15 protein-coding genes are annotated in these 17,370 nt (G+C 40.4%); 10 read left to right on the top strand and 5 right to left on the bottom strand.

Annotated features, from left to right (window positions below; translation table 11 throughout):
* Nucleotides 1-3: 3 nt before the first annotated feature.
* From SAE01_RS09300 to atpA, 9 genes are all read left to right on the top strand, one after another.
* Nucleotides 4-1,269: a replication-associated recombination protein A gene (locus SAE01_RS09300; RefSeq protein WP_147203481.1), complete on the top strand. Its 1,266-nt coding sequence runs from the start codon at nt 4-6 to the stop codon at nt 1,267-1,269.
* Between the two features lie 143 nt (nt 1,270-1,412).
* Nucleotides 1,413-2,759 carry a M20/M25/M40 family metallo-hydrolase gene (locus SAE01_RS09305; protein ID WP_246113194.1) on the top strand — a complete coding sequence of 449 codons (1,347 nt, stop codon included), beginning with the start codon at nt 1,413-1,415 and terminating at the stop codon, nt 2,757-2,759.
* A gap of 149 nt (nt 2,760-2,908) precedes the next feature.
* Complete coding sequence (locus tag SAE01_RS09310) at nt 2,909-3,787, top strand: alpha/beta hydrolase (protein ID WP_170234124.1); 879 nt, start codon at nt 2,909-2,911, stop codon at nt 3,785-3,787.
* Nucleotides 3,788-4,237 carry a GNAT family N-acetyltransferase gene (locus SAE01_RS09315; protein WP_147203484.1) on the top strand — a complete coding sequence of 150 codons (450 nt, stop codon included), beginning with the start codon at nt 3,788-3,790 and terminating at the stop codon, nt 4,235-4,237.
* Nucleotides 4,238-4,423: 186 nt separating this feature from the next.
* The gene (gene atpB, locus SAE01_RS09320) at nt 4,424-5,572 is read left to right on the top strand and encodes a F0F1 ATP synthase subunit A (protein ID WP_147203485.1); all 1,149 of its coding nucleotides are present in this window, start codon (nt 4,424-4,426) and stop codon (nt 5,570-5,572) included.
* Nucleotides 5,573-5,602: 30 nt separating this feature from the next.
* Entirely contained in the window at nt 5,603-5,872 is a 270-nt protein-coding gene (gene atpE, locus SAE01_RS09325; protein ID WP_147203486.1) for an ATP synthase F0 subunit C, read from the top strand.
* Between the two features lie 132 nt (nt 5,873-6,004).
* Nucleotides 6,005-6,499, top strand: a complete 495-nt coding sequence (gene atpF, locus SAE01_RS09330) for a F0F1 ATP synthase subunit B (RefSeq protein WP_147203487.1) — start codon at nt 6,005-6,007, stop codon at nt 6,497-6,499.
* A gap of 75 nt (nt 6,500-6,574) precedes the next feature.
* A complete protein-coding gene (gene atpH / locus SAE01_RS09335) occupies nt 6,575-7,138 on the top strand; it encodes an ATP synthase F1 subunit delta (RefSeq protein WP_147203488.1) in 564 nt (187 codons plus the stop codon).
* 209 nt (nt 7,139-7,347) lie between these two features.
* Entirely contained in the window at nt 7,348-8,925 is a 1,578-nt protein-coding gene (gene atpA, locus SAE01_RS09340; RefSeq protein ID WP_147203489.1) for a F0F1 ATP synthase subunit alpha, read from the top strand.
* Between the two features lie 91 nt (nt 8,926-9,016).
* On the opposite strand, the gene SAE01_RS09345 is transcribed toward atpA, so the two are convergent.
* The 3 genes from SAE01_RS09345 to SAE01_RS09355 form a co-directional block, all read right to left on the bottom strand.
* Complete coding sequence (locus tag SAE01_RS09345; protein ID WP_147203490.1) at nt 9,017-9,208, bottom strand: hypothetical protein; 192 nt, start codon at nt 9,206-9,208, stop codon at nt 9,017-9,019.
* 120 nt (nt 9,209-9,328) lie between these two features.
* Complete coding sequence (locus tag SAE01_RS09350) at nt 9,329-10,690, bottom strand: alkaline phosphatase family protein (protein ID WP_170234125.1); 1,362 nt, start codon at nt 10,688-10,690, stop codon at nt 9,329-9,331.
* A gap of 1 nt (nt 10,691) precedes the next feature.
* On the bottom strand, nt 10,692-11,330 hold the full coding sequence (locus SAE01_RS09355; RefSeq protein ID WP_147203492.1) for a hypothetical protein: 639 nt from the start codon (nt 11,328-11,330) through the stop codon (nt 10,692-10,694).
* Between the two features lie 375 nt (nt 11,331-11,705).
* Here SAE01_RS09355 and SAE01_RS09360 point away from each other — a divergent pair, with 375 nt between their 5' ends.
* Nucleotides 11,706-12,197, top strand: a complete 492-nt coding sequence (locus SAE01_RS09360) for a hypothetical protein (RefSeq protein ID WP_147203493.1) — start codon at nt 11,706-11,708, stop codon at nt 12,195-12,197.
* 85 nt (nt 12,198-12,282) lie between these two features.
* On the opposite strand, the gene SAE01_RS09365 is transcribed toward SAE01_RS09360, so the two are convergent.
* Entirely contained in the window at nt 12,283-13,302 is a 1,020-nt protein-coding gene (locus SAE01_RS09365) for a PorP/SprF family type IX secretion system membrane protein (protein WP_147203494.1), read from the bottom strand.
* 65 nt (nt 13,303-13,367) lie between these two features.
* Entirely contained in the window at nt 13,368-16,979 is a 3,612-nt protein-coding gene (locus SAE01_RS09370) for a DUF7948 domain-containing protein (RefSeq protein WP_246113195.1), read from the bottom strand.
* Nucleotides 16,980-17,370: the final 391 nt, after the last annotated feature.

Raw genomic sequence — 17,370 nt, forward strand, 5'->3', positions numbered from 1 at the left:
AATATGAACCAGCCTTCTATACCTCTTGCAGAAAGAATGCGTCCGCGTTCTCTTGATGAATTGGCAGGACAACAACACCTCACCGGAAAAGGGAGCATATTGAGAACAGCCATAGAAAACGGAAACGTTCCATCTATGATTTTGTGGGGACCACCGGGAGTTGGAAAAACAACCATTGCGAATATTATCGCTCACACATTAGAAGTCTCTTTTTATCAACTAAGTGCTATCAGCAGTGGGGTGAAAGATGTACGCGAAGTAATAGAGCAAGCCAGGGAAAAGGAAAAAGCCATTTTATTTATTGATGAAATACACCGCTTTAACAAAGGTCAACAAGATGCGCTGCTTGGAGCCGTAGAGAAAGGCATTATTACACTTATTGGCGCTACCACGGAAAATCCTTCTTTTGAAGTCAATTCGGCTTTGCTTAGCCGTTGCCAGGTGTACGTGCTAAAACCGTTAAGAAACGAAGAATTAATTGCCCTACTAAGAGAAGTAATGCTAAAAGACGATTGGCTAAAGAGCAAATCAATAGAGCTGAAAGAAACTGAAGCATTGATAAATATTTCGGGAGGTGATGCCAGGAAACTGCTAAACCTTTTTGAATTGGTAGCAAACGCTGCAGGCGAAAAAGTGACCATTACAGATGAATTTGTAATGCAGGTTGCGCAAAAGAAAATTGCATTGTATGACAAACAGGGCGAGCAGCATTATGATATTATTTCGGCCTTTATTAAAAGTATGAGAGGAAGTGATCCTAATGGAGCTGTTTATTGGTTAGCCCGAATGATTGAGGGTGGGGAAGACGTAAAATTCATCGCAAGACGGATGCTGATATTTGCAAGCGAAGATGTCGGTAACGCTAATCCAAATGCTTTGCTACTGGCTAATGCAACGTTTGAAGCAGTTGCCAAAATAGGCTATCCTGAAAGCCGCATCATTCTATCGCAGTGCGCTACTTATCTTGCTTCGTGTGTAAAAAGCAATGCGTCATATGAGGCGATAGGAATGGCGCAGGAAGCAGTCACTAAACACGGTGATCTCCCGGTTCCGTTGCATATTCGCAATGCTCCAACCAAGTTGATGAAGAATATGGACTATGGCAAAGGCTATAAGTACGCACATTCTTACCACGGAAATTTCGCTGACCAGGAGTATTTACCCGAACCGCTTTCCAACACTACGTTTTATAATCCCGGTGCTAACGCAAGGGAGAATGAACTTAGAAAGTACCTGAAAGAAAAGTGGGGCGACAAATACAATTACTAGCCGGTCGCCCACTCCACATTTTTTTAAGTTGACCTTCGTTGATAATATTAGTGTTTCTGCAAATGCATCTTGAATTTGTTTAAACTGCTAACTCTAACCCCCCATTTCTTATTGATGATTACCTTCGCGAACAATCTATGAAAATGAAAAAAATATCTATAGCTGTACTGGTTCTTTTCCATTCAACGTTGTTTGCACAAACAACCGTGCAAAGAGATCCTGAAATTGAGCAAATGGTAAAAGAGGTATCTGCAGACTCAATCCAATCTTACATTAAATCCCTGGTCGCTTTTGGTACCCGAAATACATTAAGCACTCAAAAAGATCCAAAGCGTGGTATTGGTGCTGCGAGAAACTGGATCCTAAGCAGGTTTAATCAGTTTGCTAAAAATTCAGGTGGAAGGCTAACAGCTATTATCGACACTACGACTTATGCCCCCGATGGCAAAAGAGTTGACACAGCCATCAATTTAGGAAATGTAGTAGCCACTCTAAAAGGCACCGACCCTAATGATAAACGTATTTTTCTTGTAAGCGGCCACATGGATAATATGCGCACAAGTGTAATGGATCGCACGGGGGATGCCCCCGGAGCAAATGACGACGGTAGTGGTACAGCAGCTGTAATGGAATGCGCGAGAATTATGAGCGGTCATTCGTTTCCGGCAACTATCATTTTCATTACAGTAGCAGGGGAAGAACAGGGTTTGTTGGGCGCAACATTTATGGCAAATAAAGCCAAAAAAGAAAATTGGAATATTGAAGCGGTTTTGAACAATGATATCATGGGAAGCAATAATAGCAGCGAAACCAATATTATTGATAACACAAGAATTAGGGTCTTTAGTGAGGGACTACCTGCATACGAGCTTGACAAAAATGGTAAAATGATCAGGCAGTTGGGATTGGAAAATGACGGTAAGGCGAGACAGTTAGCCCGCTACGTAAAAGAAGTGGGTGAGCGGTATGTTGATAATCTGAACGTAGTAATGGTCTACCGCAACGACCGTTTCCTTCGTGGCGGTGATCATACTCCTTATGTTGAAAATGGTTTTGCTGCTGTACGCATTACAGAAATGAATGAGAACTATTATCATCAGCATCAAAATGTAAGAAAGGAAAATGGAATTCAATATGGCGATCTTATGGAGTTTATGGATTTTGAATACCTGCGGAAGAACACAGCGATGAACCTTTGTAATCTTGCCAACCTCGCTAAAGGTCCTTCGATGCCGCAAGAGGTAAAAGTGGATGTAAAGAATTTAACTAACTACACCATTCTAAATTGGAAACAATCAGCCTCCGGAAAGACTAAAGGTTATTATGTGCTTGTCCGCGAAACCACGTCTCCTACCTGGCAGAAGAAAATATTTACTGCTGATACCAATATCAAATTGCCCTATTCAAAAGACAATTACTTTTTTGCAGTGCAATCCGTATCAGAAAACGGAAATGAAAGCTTGCCGGTAGTACCAGCAGTAGGTAGGTAAAAAGCAATCTTTTAAAGGAGGAAATGCAGCTATTAATAACTGTATTTCCTCCTTTTTTGTTTATTCGATTTTTAACATCTATAGTTATTAATCCTCATGTAAGCCCTACCTTTTGGCAGTACTTTTGCCGGCTACAGGCAAAAATTAAAATGAATTTTACTGCTTTTACTTTTCTCATCGTGTTGTCTTATTTTTCAACAATTACTTCTTGTAACAAGGGAAACAAAGCAGGTGAAACAAAAGACTCAGCAGTTGCCAAGTTAGATATGAAAAATGTTTCTTACGGAACGGATACGGCGCAAAAGCTAGATTTTTATTTACCGGCAGCCAGAGATACAACGAATACAAAAGCGATTCTTTTTATACACGGTGGAAGTTGGGTCGGAGGTGACAAAAGTGAGTTTAATGACGCGATAGCGGCCATCCATGCAAAACTTCCTGACTATGCTATATTTAATATGAATTATCGTTTGGTCAATAAAAGTGCAAGGGGGCTTACAGACCAGATGAGCGACATAAAAAGCGCTTTGAACTTTATTGACAGCCATGCCGATGAGTATAAAATAAACGCAAATAAGATTTGTCTGATTGGCGCGAGCGCCGGTGCGCACTTGGCCTTGCTTCACGCTTATAAAAATAATAACGAAGGAAAAATTAAGGCCGTGGTTGATTTGTTCGGTCCAACAGACTTAAAGGACCTTTATAGCAATCATCCTGTTCCTCAACAAGTACGATATGTACTTACAAGTTTATTAGGAAAGAGCCTTGCATCCGGTGCGAGCATTTACCAGCAGGCAAGTCCCGTAAACTTCGTAAGTGCACAAACAGTTCCTACTTGTATATTTCATGGAACCAATGATATAATTGTTCCGATAGCTCAATCAAACGCACTAAAAGCTAAATTGCTGGCAAATAATGTAAAGGTTCAGATGACCTCTTATGCATCTGAAGGACACGGCTGGTACGGTAAAAACCTGGCAGATACTTATAGCAAGACGGTTGAATTCATAAAGGAAAATGTCCACTAAATGCAGGCAATAACATGGGTGTGCAAATTTTTCGATGAATTGAGTCCGCATGAATTATATGCAATTATAAAATTGCGTAACGAAGTGTTTGTCGTCGAGCAAAATTGCGTGTTCCAGGACGCTGATAACAAAGATCAGCAATGCTACCACTTAAGTGGAACTATCAATAACGAACTAGTTGCTTATGCCCGATTGGTCCCCGGTGGCGTCTCTTATCCACAAATCTCCATTGGACGCGTCATTACTTCGCCTGCTCACCGTAAGACCGGTTTTGGAAAATCTTTGATGACAAAGGCCATAGAAGAATGCGACCGGCTCTTTGGAAAACAACCCATCCAAATAGGAGCGCAGTTATACTTGAAAGGTTTTTACCAGTCTTTTGGTTTTAAGCAAATAAGCGATATGTACCTCGAGGATGATATCCCACATATAGAAATGCTACGGGAGTAACTACTCTTACTTCGAAATAGTAAAACATTAATCTACTATGGACCGATGAGTTATTGTTGCTTATTTAAAGAAAATAAAAAGGCTTCTTAAAGATCAAAACAAGTTGTAATATTTGGCTTTTTTCACTTCTTCATTTTCCGTTTTTCTCTCTCTTACCCTTATCTTTGCGCAAAATTTAGGATGGGTATGTCAGCAAAATGCGTGAAATCTTTTCTGGTGGCGGCTTTCAGTCTCTCCATATTATTATTATCTAATATGGCCTTTGGTCAGCATGGAGCTGAGGTGACTGAAAAAGGTACTACAGTACATGACGAGGAAAAGATGGATGCGGCAAAGATTATTATGGAACACGTGCTCGATAACCACGAGTTTCATTTGGCGGAAATAGGAGGTCATACTGTTTCTATCCCCTTACCTATCATTTTATATTCTCCACAAAGAGGTTTCAATGCCTTTATGTCTTCCAGGTTCGAACATGGCCACGCGCAATATGGTGGGTATAAAATGGTGAACGATAAGGTCGTTCCAGTAGATGAGAACGGGAACGTTGATGAGTCGGTTAGTGTTATGGACTTCTCGCTTACTCGGAACGTCGTTCAAATGTTTATAGCCGTTCTTCTTTTATTGCTGGTAATGATTAATGTGGCTAAAAAGTATAAAGCTAATGGTACCTCGAAAGCACCCTCTGGCTTTCAGAATGCTGTTGAGCCCGTTATTACTTTTGTTAGAGACGAAGTAGGCAAACCTAACCTTGGAAGTAAATACGAGAAGTATATGCCTTACCTCCTTAGCGTTTTCTTTTTTATACTAATCAATAATTTAATAGGGTTGATCCCTGGGTCTGCAAACGTAACAGGCAACATTGCATTTACCCTTGTTCTGGCTTTCATTTCAATGATTGTTATTCTTATTAGCACCAATAGTCATTTCTGGGGTCATATATTCTGGCCTCCGGGAGTACCATTTTTTGTAAAAGTTATTTTAATACCGGTAGAATTTGCAGGGATATTTATTAAGCCAATTGCTTTAATGATACGTCTTTTTGCAAATATGGTAGCTGGTCACATCGTAATCATTTGTTTCATTGCACTCATATTTATATTTGGCGCAATGAATATTGGAGCTGGTCTTGGTTTTTCACCACTATCTCTTGCTTTCACGGTGTTCATTTATTTCATTGAAATTCTGGTCGCTTTTATCCAGGCGTTCATATTCACCAACCTGACTGCAGTATTTATTGGCCAGGCTTTTGAAACCGGGCATGTGGATCATAATGAGCAACCTCACGATCCACATCCGACGCATGATCACAGAGAAAAAGAGTACGCTTTATAATTTTTTTTATCATAAACAAAAACAAACAGTATGTCTTTAATGACCATTTTTTTGCAGGTAACTAATGATGCCGCAAATAATTTCTCAATGTCGCACTTAGGTGGTGCCATTGGCGCAGGTCTGGCTGCAATAGGTGCCGGTATTGGTATCGGTCAGATTGGTCGTGGTGCAGTAGAATCTATTGCTCGCCAACCCGAAGCTGCAAATGACATTCGTGCTAACATGATCCTGACTGCTGCGTTTGTTGAGGGTGTTGCCCTTTTCGCAGTTATCGCAGGTATTCTTGCTGTTTTGAAATAATCAGCCGGTTTAAGCACAAACTATTTACTGCATCTTAAGCACAGGGCGGAGGATGCAGTATTTTAAAATTTGAAATCGGCTTTTCTCTGTCCTTTCAAATTCCCAAATTTTCAAATTTTTCAAATTTCTTAAATGGAACTGTTATCACCCGGCATCGGTTTAATATTCTGGACGTTCATTGCTTTTTTGATTGTTTTATTTGTTTTAAGAAAGTTTGCCTGGAAACCTATTTTGTCTTCTCTTAAAGAAAGAGAAACAAGTATTGCAGCTGCTATTTCTTCTGCTGCCGATATGAAGGCAGAAATGGCTGCGATGAAAAGCGAAAATGAAGTATTGTTAGCGCAAGCCCGCGAGGAAAGAGCTATTATGATAAAGGAGGCAAAAGAGACAGGCACTAAAATGATCAGCGAGGCAAAGGAAAAAGCCAGAGTAGAATATGATCGTATATTAGCTGAAGCTCAAATTGCAATTCAACAACAAAAAAATGCTGCCCTTACTGATGTAAAAAACCAGGTTGGCAAGCTTGTGATCGAGGTTAGTGAAAAAGTGCTTCGTCGTGAGTTAGCGAATAGGGCAGAACAGGAAGGATTTATCAGACAACAGGCAGAAGCTGTAAAACTTAATTAACACAATAGCCGCAAGCTATAAGCCACAAGCCGCAAGCTTGATGCTTACAGCCGATAGCTTAAAGCTAAAAAATATATGCTTAATCCACGTTTAGCTGGGCGGTATGCAAAAAGTCTTGTAGACCTTTCAACGGAAAGAAATGAGTTGGAAGCGGTATACAACGACATGCAATATTTGAAGGCAGTTTGTAAAGCAAGCAGACCTTTTGTTGCGTTGTTGAAAAGTCCTGTTATTCCAATTGATAAAAAAAGTCATGCTCTGACAGCAGTAACAACTGGAAAAATAAGCACGTTAACAGCTGCTTTTAACCAGTTGCTCATTAACAAAAACAGGGAGTTTTATCTGCCTGAGATCGTTGATGCTTTTATAGATCAGTACAACGTTATTAAAGGTATTAATAAGATAAAGCTGACTACAGCTGCTCCTTTAAGTGATGAGGTAAAGAACGAGATTTTAAGTAAGATTAAAACTCAAACTCCTATTGAGAGAATAGAGTTGGAGGCTGTAGTGAACGAAGATCTGATTGGAGGATTTGTTTTGGAGTATAATAACAATTTGGTTGACGCAAGTATTCAGCGCGAGTTGAGAGACATCAAAAAGCAGTTCGATAAGAACATGTATGTGCAACAGATCAGGTAGGTGGTGGAAGGTTTGATTGTTTTAGTGGCTAATTCTGGTTTTCCGAAAGTTGTACTAAAAACAATTAAACAATGCCGCAAATTGAATAATGTGGCGGATATAGTACAAGGGTGCGACGCAACGATGATGATTAGATAACAAAAGTTGGGGACAAAATAAATTTCTAAATTTCCCGGGCTCGTATGAGTTTGGGGCAAAACGATAGTAATATGGTTGAAATTAAGCCAGATGAAATATCAGCGATATTAAGGCAGCAACTAAGCAGCTTTAGTACTTCGGTTGATCTTGAAGAAGTGGGCTCAGTGTTACAGGTAGGTGACGGTATTGCCCGTATATATGGATTGAATAATGTACGTAGTGGAGAGTTGGTTGAGTTTGAAAGTGGTGTAAAAGCCATTGCACTTAACCTTGAAGAAGATAATGTGGGTGTGGTATTGATGGGTGACCAGGATGAGGTAAAGGAAGGTTCTACTGTACGTCGTACAGGTCAGATCGCATCTATTAAAGTAGGTGACGGTATGGCTGGACGCGTTATAAACATGCTTGGTGAACCAATTGATGGTAAAGGGCCTATTACGGGACCTCTATATGAAATGCCTTTGGAGCGTAAAGCGCCTGGGGTAATTTTCAGAGAGCCGGTTAAAGAACCTTTGCAAACTGGTATCAAAGCGATTGATGCAATGATCCCTATTGGCCGTGGCCAGCGTGAGTTGGTTATCGGTGACCGTCAGACTGGTAAATCTGCGATTTGTATAGACACTATCATTAACCAAAAAGAATTTTACGATGCCGGTAAACCCGTGTATTGTATTTACGTAGCTATTGGTCAAAAAGCAAGTACAATTGCCGGAGTTATGAAAACTTTGGAAGAACACGGTGCAATGGTTTACACAACTATTGTTGCTGCTTCTGCAAGTGATCCTGCTCCTCAACAGTTCTACGCACCATTTGCTGGTGCTGCGTTGGGTGAATTCTTTAGGGATACCGGTCGCCCTGCTCTAATCATTTATGATGATTTGTCAAAGCAGGCTGTGGCTTACCGCGAAGTATCTTTGTTGTTAAGAAGACCTCCAGGACGTGAAGCTTACCCAGGTGATGTATTCTATTTGCACAGTCGTTTGCTTGAAAGAGCTGCAAAAGTTATTTCGAAAGATGACATTGCACAAAAAATGAACGATTTGCCTGAAAGCATTCGCCATCTTGTAAAAGGTGGTGGTTCTTTGACTGCTTTGCCAATTATTGAAACACAAGCGGGTGACGTATCTGCTTACATTCCAACAAATGTAATTTCGATCACTGACGGCCAGATTTTCCTTGAGGGTAACTTGTTTAACGCGGGTATTCGTCCTGCGATTAACGTAGGTATTTCTGTAAGCCGTGTGGGTGGTAATGCGCAGATTAAGTCGATGAAAAAAGTATCTGGTACTTTGAAACTTGACCAGGCGCTTTACCGTGAAATGGAAGCTTTCTCTAAATTTGGTGGTGACCTTGATCCCGCAACGAAAGCTGTACTAGACAAAGGTGCTCGTAACGTGGAGATCTTAAAGCAGTTGCAGTATGCTCCTGTTCCGGTTGAGAAGCAAGTTGCGATTATTTACCTTGGTACGCAGGGCTTGTTGAGAGAAGTGCCTGTTTCGAAGGTTAAGCAATTTGAAGAGCATTTTTTAACTGAACTAGAGAACAGAATGCCTGAATTACTCGTTGAATTTAAAAAGGGTAATTTGCCACAGGAAGGAATTAATAAGATGACTGATTTGGCAAAAAGCATTATTCCTACTTATAAGTAAGAAACCTAAGGATATAAATAAAGAGGTGCCTCTATTAATTTAGAAGCACCTCTTTTTTTATAACATAACCTTCACCCAGAATCTCCCGATATTAAAAACGGAACAGCATTTCGCCGTGAAGCAAGTCAGCAGAAGCTTCAACCGCTACTGCCGCCTGCTTTTTATTTTCAATCTTAATCTCATTTTTTAAGGTACAAGGACGAACAATTTTAGCAGGTATAAGCATAAGTGTCATACTCAGAAACAGGATGTATTGATAAGTAAATGTGATAGTAGCTTTCATGACCAGTTATTTTGATATTGCAAACTTACAGTAGCAATGAAGGGATGACAATCGCATAAAAGTGTGATTGTCTCTAAAGAAAAAAGGTCATTTACTCAAAATATGTGATACCTACTTCTTCTATCCGTTCCGCGCTTTTGAAACAGCTTCCTTCCACAAAAGGAGTTCTGGGTAGACCCGCCTTGCATCAACCGGCCGCTTCTGAATTATCTCATTTGCAGCAATTTCAAATGATTTTGCCACATCACTTTGCGGCGCTGTTTGTATGGTTCGGCCTAAGGCAGTTTGTACAATAATAGGTGTTGTAGGAGGCTGTGGCGGATCCCAGGGAATGTTATTTGTAAGTGCTTCCGTTATACTGGCTATTCCCTGTGCAGCACGTTTAGTAACTGTTGCCGAAACAGGTTTTCCCGGTGCAAATTTTTCCGCTAAAAAATTGAGGACTGAGGTATGATCAAATTGAGAGTGACAAACCGATCCAGCCTTTACTAGTGGAGATGCAATAATAGCTGGTATTCTAGGGCCAAGGCTGGCAAACGAAAAAGGTGGGTTTGCCTTGGTTTGATAGGTAACAGCCGGCGGAGCAACATGATCATAAAAACCACCGTGTTCATCGTAATAAGTAATCATCACCGTGCCTTCCCACTTTTTAGTATTTGATATAAGCGCACGATAAGTATTTCTTAGAAATTCCTCACCCCACCCTATTGCCAAAGGAGCGTGATTATCGTTTGGCCTGTCCGATCCTATGTGAGGTGCATCCTGGTACGACGGTTCTACAATGATTACCTGCGGTGCAGTTTCTTCGGGTTCGTGTAAGATATCACCAGCAAGATCTTCGTACTTCCTGAAATTGCTATCAAAAACAAAATGCCAAAGCTTCGGGTATAAAACGAAAAACGAAAGTCCGTCATGATATACCCTCCATCTTATACCGGCCTTGGTCATCCAGTCAAAAATACTGTTGTCCATATTAATAAGACCTGAGCGGGTCAAGTGGTTAGATGTGTCGCCGAAAAAAGCCATCGTTCTATTGGGCTGTGTACTTGAAGGAACTGGTGTAAACCAACGGTCACAGGTACAAAATCTACTAGCCAAAAAACTTGTAATGGGGGCTTGGGTTGATTTAAAAAAACCCATTGGCTGGCATTGAGGATTTGGAGGCAGTTTTGTTGTATCGGCATAAGACTTTACGAAGCCAGACATTGTAAATTTTCCCGTCACTCCCGATTTTGCCATTTGAACTGAAACGTCAGTTAACTCGTGAGGTAAATCAAAAGGCAATTGAGTATCGCCTTTCATTGCAAAAGCATTATAAGTATCGCCCTTATAAATGTTATTGAAATTGCTTAACGGGGATTTCAATCCATCCACCTGGTTATTAATTTTTTCGTAGCTAAGGTGCCCAAGCATATGGTCGAACGACCGGTTTTCAAACATCAACAGAACAACCGTTTTTACTTTATCCAGGATATTTGCCATTTTATCTTCTTTTATAGGTAAGGGTTGCATTTATTGTAAGCCTTTCGGGTAACAGAGAGTGATCACCCTTTTCGGCTTGGGTTAGAAGCGACTTAAAAATCCATCTTCCCTCTACAGGTGTTCCAGCAAAGGCGTTTGAAGACATTTCAGATTTATTAAGTGAGGCCGTACGGTTCGCATGGGTTACAGTTAATGGTCGGCCTGAAGCATTAGAAACAGAAAGCACCTCGAAACGGTCTCCCCACACACCCGGATTTTTTTCGTCCTCTGCAACCAGGGTATCGCCTCTAAGCTCAGTACTAAACGTAATGGAAGTTGTGGTGTTTTTAGGAAGCATTTCTACCTGCACCACCTGGTTCACTTCCTTTCCGTTTTTCTCAACTACTAGTTTCATTTCGAGCACCCTTCCTCCTGAGTCTGGCAGTTCAGTTTCACTTACCAATAAAGTTGGTTTACCTTTTACATCCCAATTAACCTTTAAAGTATCGTCGGCCGTCATTCTTCTAACCTGGGTAGTATCATGCGTGGTTACTTTAAATGATTTTATAACAGGTTTGCAAGAACAAGAATAAAAAACAATAGAGGTAAAAAGGAAAAAGAGGGAAGAGACTCCCGGGACAGCCTTATTAATTACATGCATACAGCGGCTTTTAAACATTGAATATTGTCAGCAATAACCATGAGCAACAGATAAAGGAGACTCGTTTAAATCAAGATAGAAAGATATTTTGGTACGTACAATAGTGCCTTGTTGAGGCTTTTGTTGCGACGCATTTCGTTCATCTGCTTCCCGCTATTTTGCTTTTTTTCTTGCTTCTAAAAGCAATAGTATTTTCCTATCTCATTACCATTTGGAGAATGTGATTTATTATGAGAAGAGGTGAAAACATATAAACACATTTAGTTAAAAAGTGGATAAGAAGTAGTTTGCACATGCAACAGAAATGCACGCTTTTTTGTCTTATAAAATATGCACTATTAATTGGACGATAGTGTAATAATTCTCGTCGATCACATGGAAACAAATCTACTTTCTCCTTTAGCTTCAAAGAATAATGAATGGTATTCTGAAGAGTTTATCTACTCAAGTATGGTGACTTACCTAAAAGAAAACGGGTATAAAGTGCAGAAAGAAAACAGACCGAAAGAAGGAGAAAAGCCGGAACGAATAATTATCGCGTCTAAGTTTTTTCAAAAAGAAATTATAGAGGTGAAAGGTTTTCCATATTATCACCCAAACCATTTGCATGCTGTCGCTCCTAAAGCGGTGCAGGCAAAAAGTTGGTTCACAGAAGCGCTCTTTAATTCGTTTGTAAATTTTAGCAGTTTCGACAATAATGAGGTAGCAATGGCTGTTCCTAATGTTGGTCGATACCAGGCTATCATTAAAAACTTAAATGACTACTTTACTATCAATGATCTTTACTTTAAGATATACCTGGTAAACGAAGACGGATCGGTGGAAGTTTCAAATCTTAACCAGAAATACCTTCAGGTCGTTCCTTAGAAATCGTTTCGCTATAGTGGAGAACATAAAAAAAGTGAAGATTACTCTTCACTTTTTTTAATGCTATTTTCAAAATTCGTTAATTCTAAAATCTGACTGCAGGACATTTAAGATCTCTTGACTTATCAATTAAACCTTGCTTAATAATTGATACTTCGTAAGCCCCGCGGGTCTGGTTATAATTTTTTAAAGTAGAGGCGGTGGCATCATAACTAAATGTAAGCCTGTACCCGCTTTGTGCAAATCCAACCATTGGTATGATCGCGTCTGTAACACGGTAATAAGCGCCCATAATCAACTGCGTGCTACCATCTTCATTCAACTTTCTTTGACCATTTACGCCACCTACCACTTCCCATGCAGTACTCATCTTGCTTACATAAACGTTCGGGTTAACAATCCATGCATCTCCCGCTCTAAAACTTCCGTTTACAAAAGTCGTAAGGCGGGTCGGAATGCGAGTATCAACCAGGCCGGGACTAAAAAAAGATTCGTTTGGTCGGTTGATATTAGAAGCGCTAAAACCAACATTTAAGTAGGTATTTTCATTGGGATAGTAAGCGTAGTTTAAACCCGCCTGAAGTGAAAAATAATTGACTTGGTTTGCAGCAAAAGGTTCACCGCTTGGCGCGCCGATGTCGAAGAATTTCCCGTTCCACTGGTTATCGAAAGTGAGCTTTGAAAAATCTATTCTCTTGTTGGTCCAGCCGATATTGAAACCCGCACTCACCAAACTTCCCAAGCCAACAGCCTGGTGATAGGCAACAGATCCAAATGCACGTGTGCTTGTAAGATTTCCAGAACCCGCAACATCTCTTAACAATGCTCCGCCAATACCTATCCATCCGTTTTCAAAACGATCTCCAAAAACCTGCCCGTCAGCAAAGGCACTAAAGGTTTTATAAGGGTTCCCAATATTTGCCCATTGCGTTCGGTAGTTCATACCTACCCTATATTCACCGTCAGGTATGAACCCGGTATTGGCTGGATTGACCAGCAACGGCGAATGGAAATATTGTGAAAAGTGCAAGTCTTGGGCAGAACTATTTGTCTGCCAGCTACAAACTAATATTAGAATAACCAGGTAATTAAATTTCTTATTCATTCTCTTCGTTTTCATCTTCTTTAATAATATTATTTCACCTTACATGTTTTTTGTTGCTATTATTTCTATCTCAATAATGTGATGTCTCCTTTCTTTTGATATTTTGTATTGTCAGAATATTCAACATCCAGGATGTAGTGATACACTTCCTTCGGTTGCATTGCTCCCTTATAAGTACCATCCCAACCCTGGGTTATGTCGATTGATTCAAAAACAACTGTTCCCCACCTGTTATAGATCTTCCACAGCAGTCTATTAATACCAAAACCTCTCACAAACACTTTATCATTGATTCCATCGTTGTTGGGTGTAAAGGCATTAGGAACGTCAAGTACCGGAACAATCAAGGCCGAAATTGGTTGGCAAACAGTATCCGCACAACCAACATTATTAATTGCAATCAAACATGTATTAAAGGTGTTTGTCTCGCTGTAGATATGTTGTATCGGATTAGTTGAAGAAGTAAGTAAAGAGTCAGAGTCGCCAAAAACCCATTTGTATCGGCTGGCCGCAATGGAGTTATTAAAGAACCTAACAGGGGTATTTTCTTGCGGAGGATTGGGTGAAAAAGTAAATGAAGCAACAGGCTTTCCTGCAATAGTAATAGTAAAACTGGCGGAGTCTTGTAGGTTACAGGTGGCAGAGTCAATCACTCTTAAATTTACAATAAAAGTTCCGGGTGTTGTATATAAATGTTGAGGATTTGTGAGGGTTGATGTTGTTCCATCCCCAAAATTCCAGTTAAATTGTTGGCCTCCTGCAGAAGTATTTTCAAAGATCGCATTGTAAGGTGCGCAACCACTTGCACCAGTCTTAAAACTCGCTTTTACATTGGCTGATATTCTGATTGTTTTTTCAATAGAATCCGGAGAATTACAAAATGTTGTGTCATTCAAAAAGAGTTTGACAACATAACTACCGGCACCGGGAAAACTATGATTTACCGGATTAGTGCCTGCAACAACAGGAGCAGAATTGTCTCCAAAATTCCATTTGAATGAACTGGATGAAAAAGATCTTGCAGCGGGTGAAACAAAAGACGTATTAGTAAATCGATAATTAAAAGAATCGCAGGGTTGAAGCTTTGTCGAGTTGAAATCGAGGTTTGCTCTAAAGGTCCTTACCCGGATATTTGTATAGGCGGTATCAGCAACATTACATTTTAAACTATCAATGGAAACAAGCCTGATTCGGTAATCTCCAACACTCGTAAAGGTATGACTGAGGTTAGGGGTCGTCGTAACAATATCGCCTGTATTATCCCCGAAGTTCCAGATATAACTATTTCCCTGTGCTAACGTATCAGAGAAGTCAACAGTAAGAGGCACACAGCCCGTTGTATCATTTACTGCGCCTTTTATAGAGGATCTCACACTTCCGGTAACGCCTGCAAGATTAAAAGCAATTTTTACGGCTGCGAGGTTACAATTATTCGATCCATTGTCGGGCGACCAGACACCGGGCGTTGTTGGAAACGTAACCCCTTTATTGCAATTAGCGCAAAGCGCCTGGTAGATAACACCGTTTCGATCAAATCTGCTTGTGCCGCCATCTACGTGTTCGCCCACGCCCCCATTCTGACCGAAAAAACTTCCATATAATTGGCTGGTGGCATTTTTTGCTAGCACGAAAAAGTAAAAGTCGCTATTGTCGGTTCCTTTTTGTATTGCGTCAGAAGTAACAGTTAAACCAGAAGTTCCTGCATTTGGATATTTAGCATCCTGGTCCACAGAGCCGCCCCACCCTGATACATACACATTCTCACATCGGTCAACCAAAAAGGCTATGGGTGAAATATTAGGAAACGGGTTGTTAGTTCCAAACACAGTTGAATACTCATAGCCAGAAAGATCAGGTTTTAATTTCGATATAAATTGCTTTCCTCCAGCCTGGCGAAATACTGCATTTACAACCGGCCAGTCTCCTGTTGTAGTTCCCATTATATAAGGAAATGAAAACCTGTCGAACTGGATGCCGTACAACATATCATTCCCTGGCGTACCCATATAACTGGTTTTTACCAATTGGCCTCCAGAAGTAATAATCGAAACAAATCCGTCCGTTTCGCCGCCCTGGAAAGTAGCATGTAAAATACCGGCTTTATCCCCCGGCAAATTTTGACTCACAGTATTACCTCCCAAATAAATGTTGTTATTTGATGGATTAATAGCCAGCACAAAAGCAGCATCATTTTCACTACCTCCAATGAAACTGCTGTACAAAATATTGCTGATATCCGCGCTTGCTTTAATAAATACCCCATCCTGTTTGCCACCTAACGACTTTTGGAAAGCATCGGCAGTAGTTCTAAAATCAGAAGACTGGGTGCAGGAGGCAAGCAAAATGTTCCCGGCATTATCAAGAATTACTTCGCTCCTCGAGTCGTCCCCATAATTCCTTCGAAGACTTTCAACCGACAACTGGTTTCCACCGGAATATTTAGGACCTATATTAACCCCGTCCATTTGAGAACCTCCAATTTTTCTTGAACCTAACAGGGCATTTCCTGCTGCATTTAATTTAGTCAAGACAATATCATAACCCCCACCCGTACCGAAAATGGTAGATCTCACCGGGTAATTATCCGAAGTCGTTCTTCCCGCCATCACCAGGTTGTCCTGCCCATCCACCACTAAGCTATGAGGATATTCGTTTTTCGATCCCCCGATGTAAGTGGCGTAGGTTCTATTTCTTCCATCGGGAGAAAATTTCATTATCCCTATATCAAAACCACCAAGTCCTTCTGAGTCACTTTCTCCACCAGCATAACTTGTTTGAAAAGCACCAGGACTTGTAGGAAACCCTGTACCAAAGACAATCCCTCCGGCATAAAAGCTACCATCGGCGCCATAGGTTGCAGTATAGCCCCAGTTATCCGCTGTGCTACCAGTAAAGGTTGAAAAAACAAGTGTGGGATCTATCACTAAAGTTGATGTAGCTGAGTAATTGCCAACAGCAAATTTCACTGTATTACCTGCCACCTTAAATCTACAATCAATTGTCTTTTTCTGCCCGTTAACTACCTGGTAAGCGTAAGGGGCAAGTTCGCGCATGTTACCAACTGAAGTCTTTATAATGAGTTGTTCGTTTTTTACTTCCAGGCCGTCTACACCTTCGTATTTCATAGCCAGAGGAGACAGGTCTGCTCCTGCATTTACAACAATGTCATACTTTAACTGCCCTTCGTTTGTATAATACCTCACGTCTATGCCGGGATAAATATTTTGATAAGTGATAGCCTGGTAAATACTACAATTACCCTTCCATTTTGCAGGATCGTTACCGATAAAATAATTGTTATAAGAGGTCAGAGGTTTATCGCCTGAAATAAGAGGTTTTACTGCATTTATAAATTGCACGTTATATGCATGAGAATGAACTACAACGCTGCTTTCCGGAGCAGGAGCAATCGTTTTTGCTGCAACCCTCTTTTCGTATTGCGCATTACCATGGTTTAGGTGCTGCAGAAAAGAAAGGTCATTGGGATTATGTTGAACGACAGTAAATCCTTTCTCTTGTAGAAAAAAAGCTCCACTATTCATCAAACCCTTAAACTTTATATTATTTTCCCACTGGCCTTTATTCTCTACAAATTCAAGGTTCGAATTTTGGCAAAAGCTATATAAACTGCTACAAAGAATTAAAGCTGTGAACGCAATTGAAAGAAGTAGTTTCAAGCAGGATATATTTAAAAGAAGTTACGAGTTTTCACTAAATAAAGCTATATACAGTTTAGCTTCAGTGTTGTTAAAATTAGTGACTAAACTACCAATAAAAGTGTGATCCTAAGAGCGTAAAGTACTTACTCCACTATTCTCTTTAAAGGCGCTCTGGTTAGCGGAAATACGTCTGGAAACTTTTGATTATATCAGGACCATAAACGTTGCATGCTTCCGGAATTTATTTTCCTGTTGATCCGGCAGTTGTTTTTTATAGCTTCATCGTTGCGACCCTCCCTTGTACTGTAAGTTATAATGGAACCCTTTTAGCTACCTTTCCTTTGAACCTTTTTGACAGGCTTTTCTGCAAAACTAAAAATGGATACATGTTTTTTAGAGAGACGATCTA

Origin of the sequence: Segetibacter aerophilus (assembly GCF_007991655.1) — a bacterium.
Classification (GTDB): domain Bacteria; phylum Bacteroidota; class Bacteroidia; order Chitinophagales; family Chitinophagaceae; genus Segetibacter; species Segetibacter aerophilus.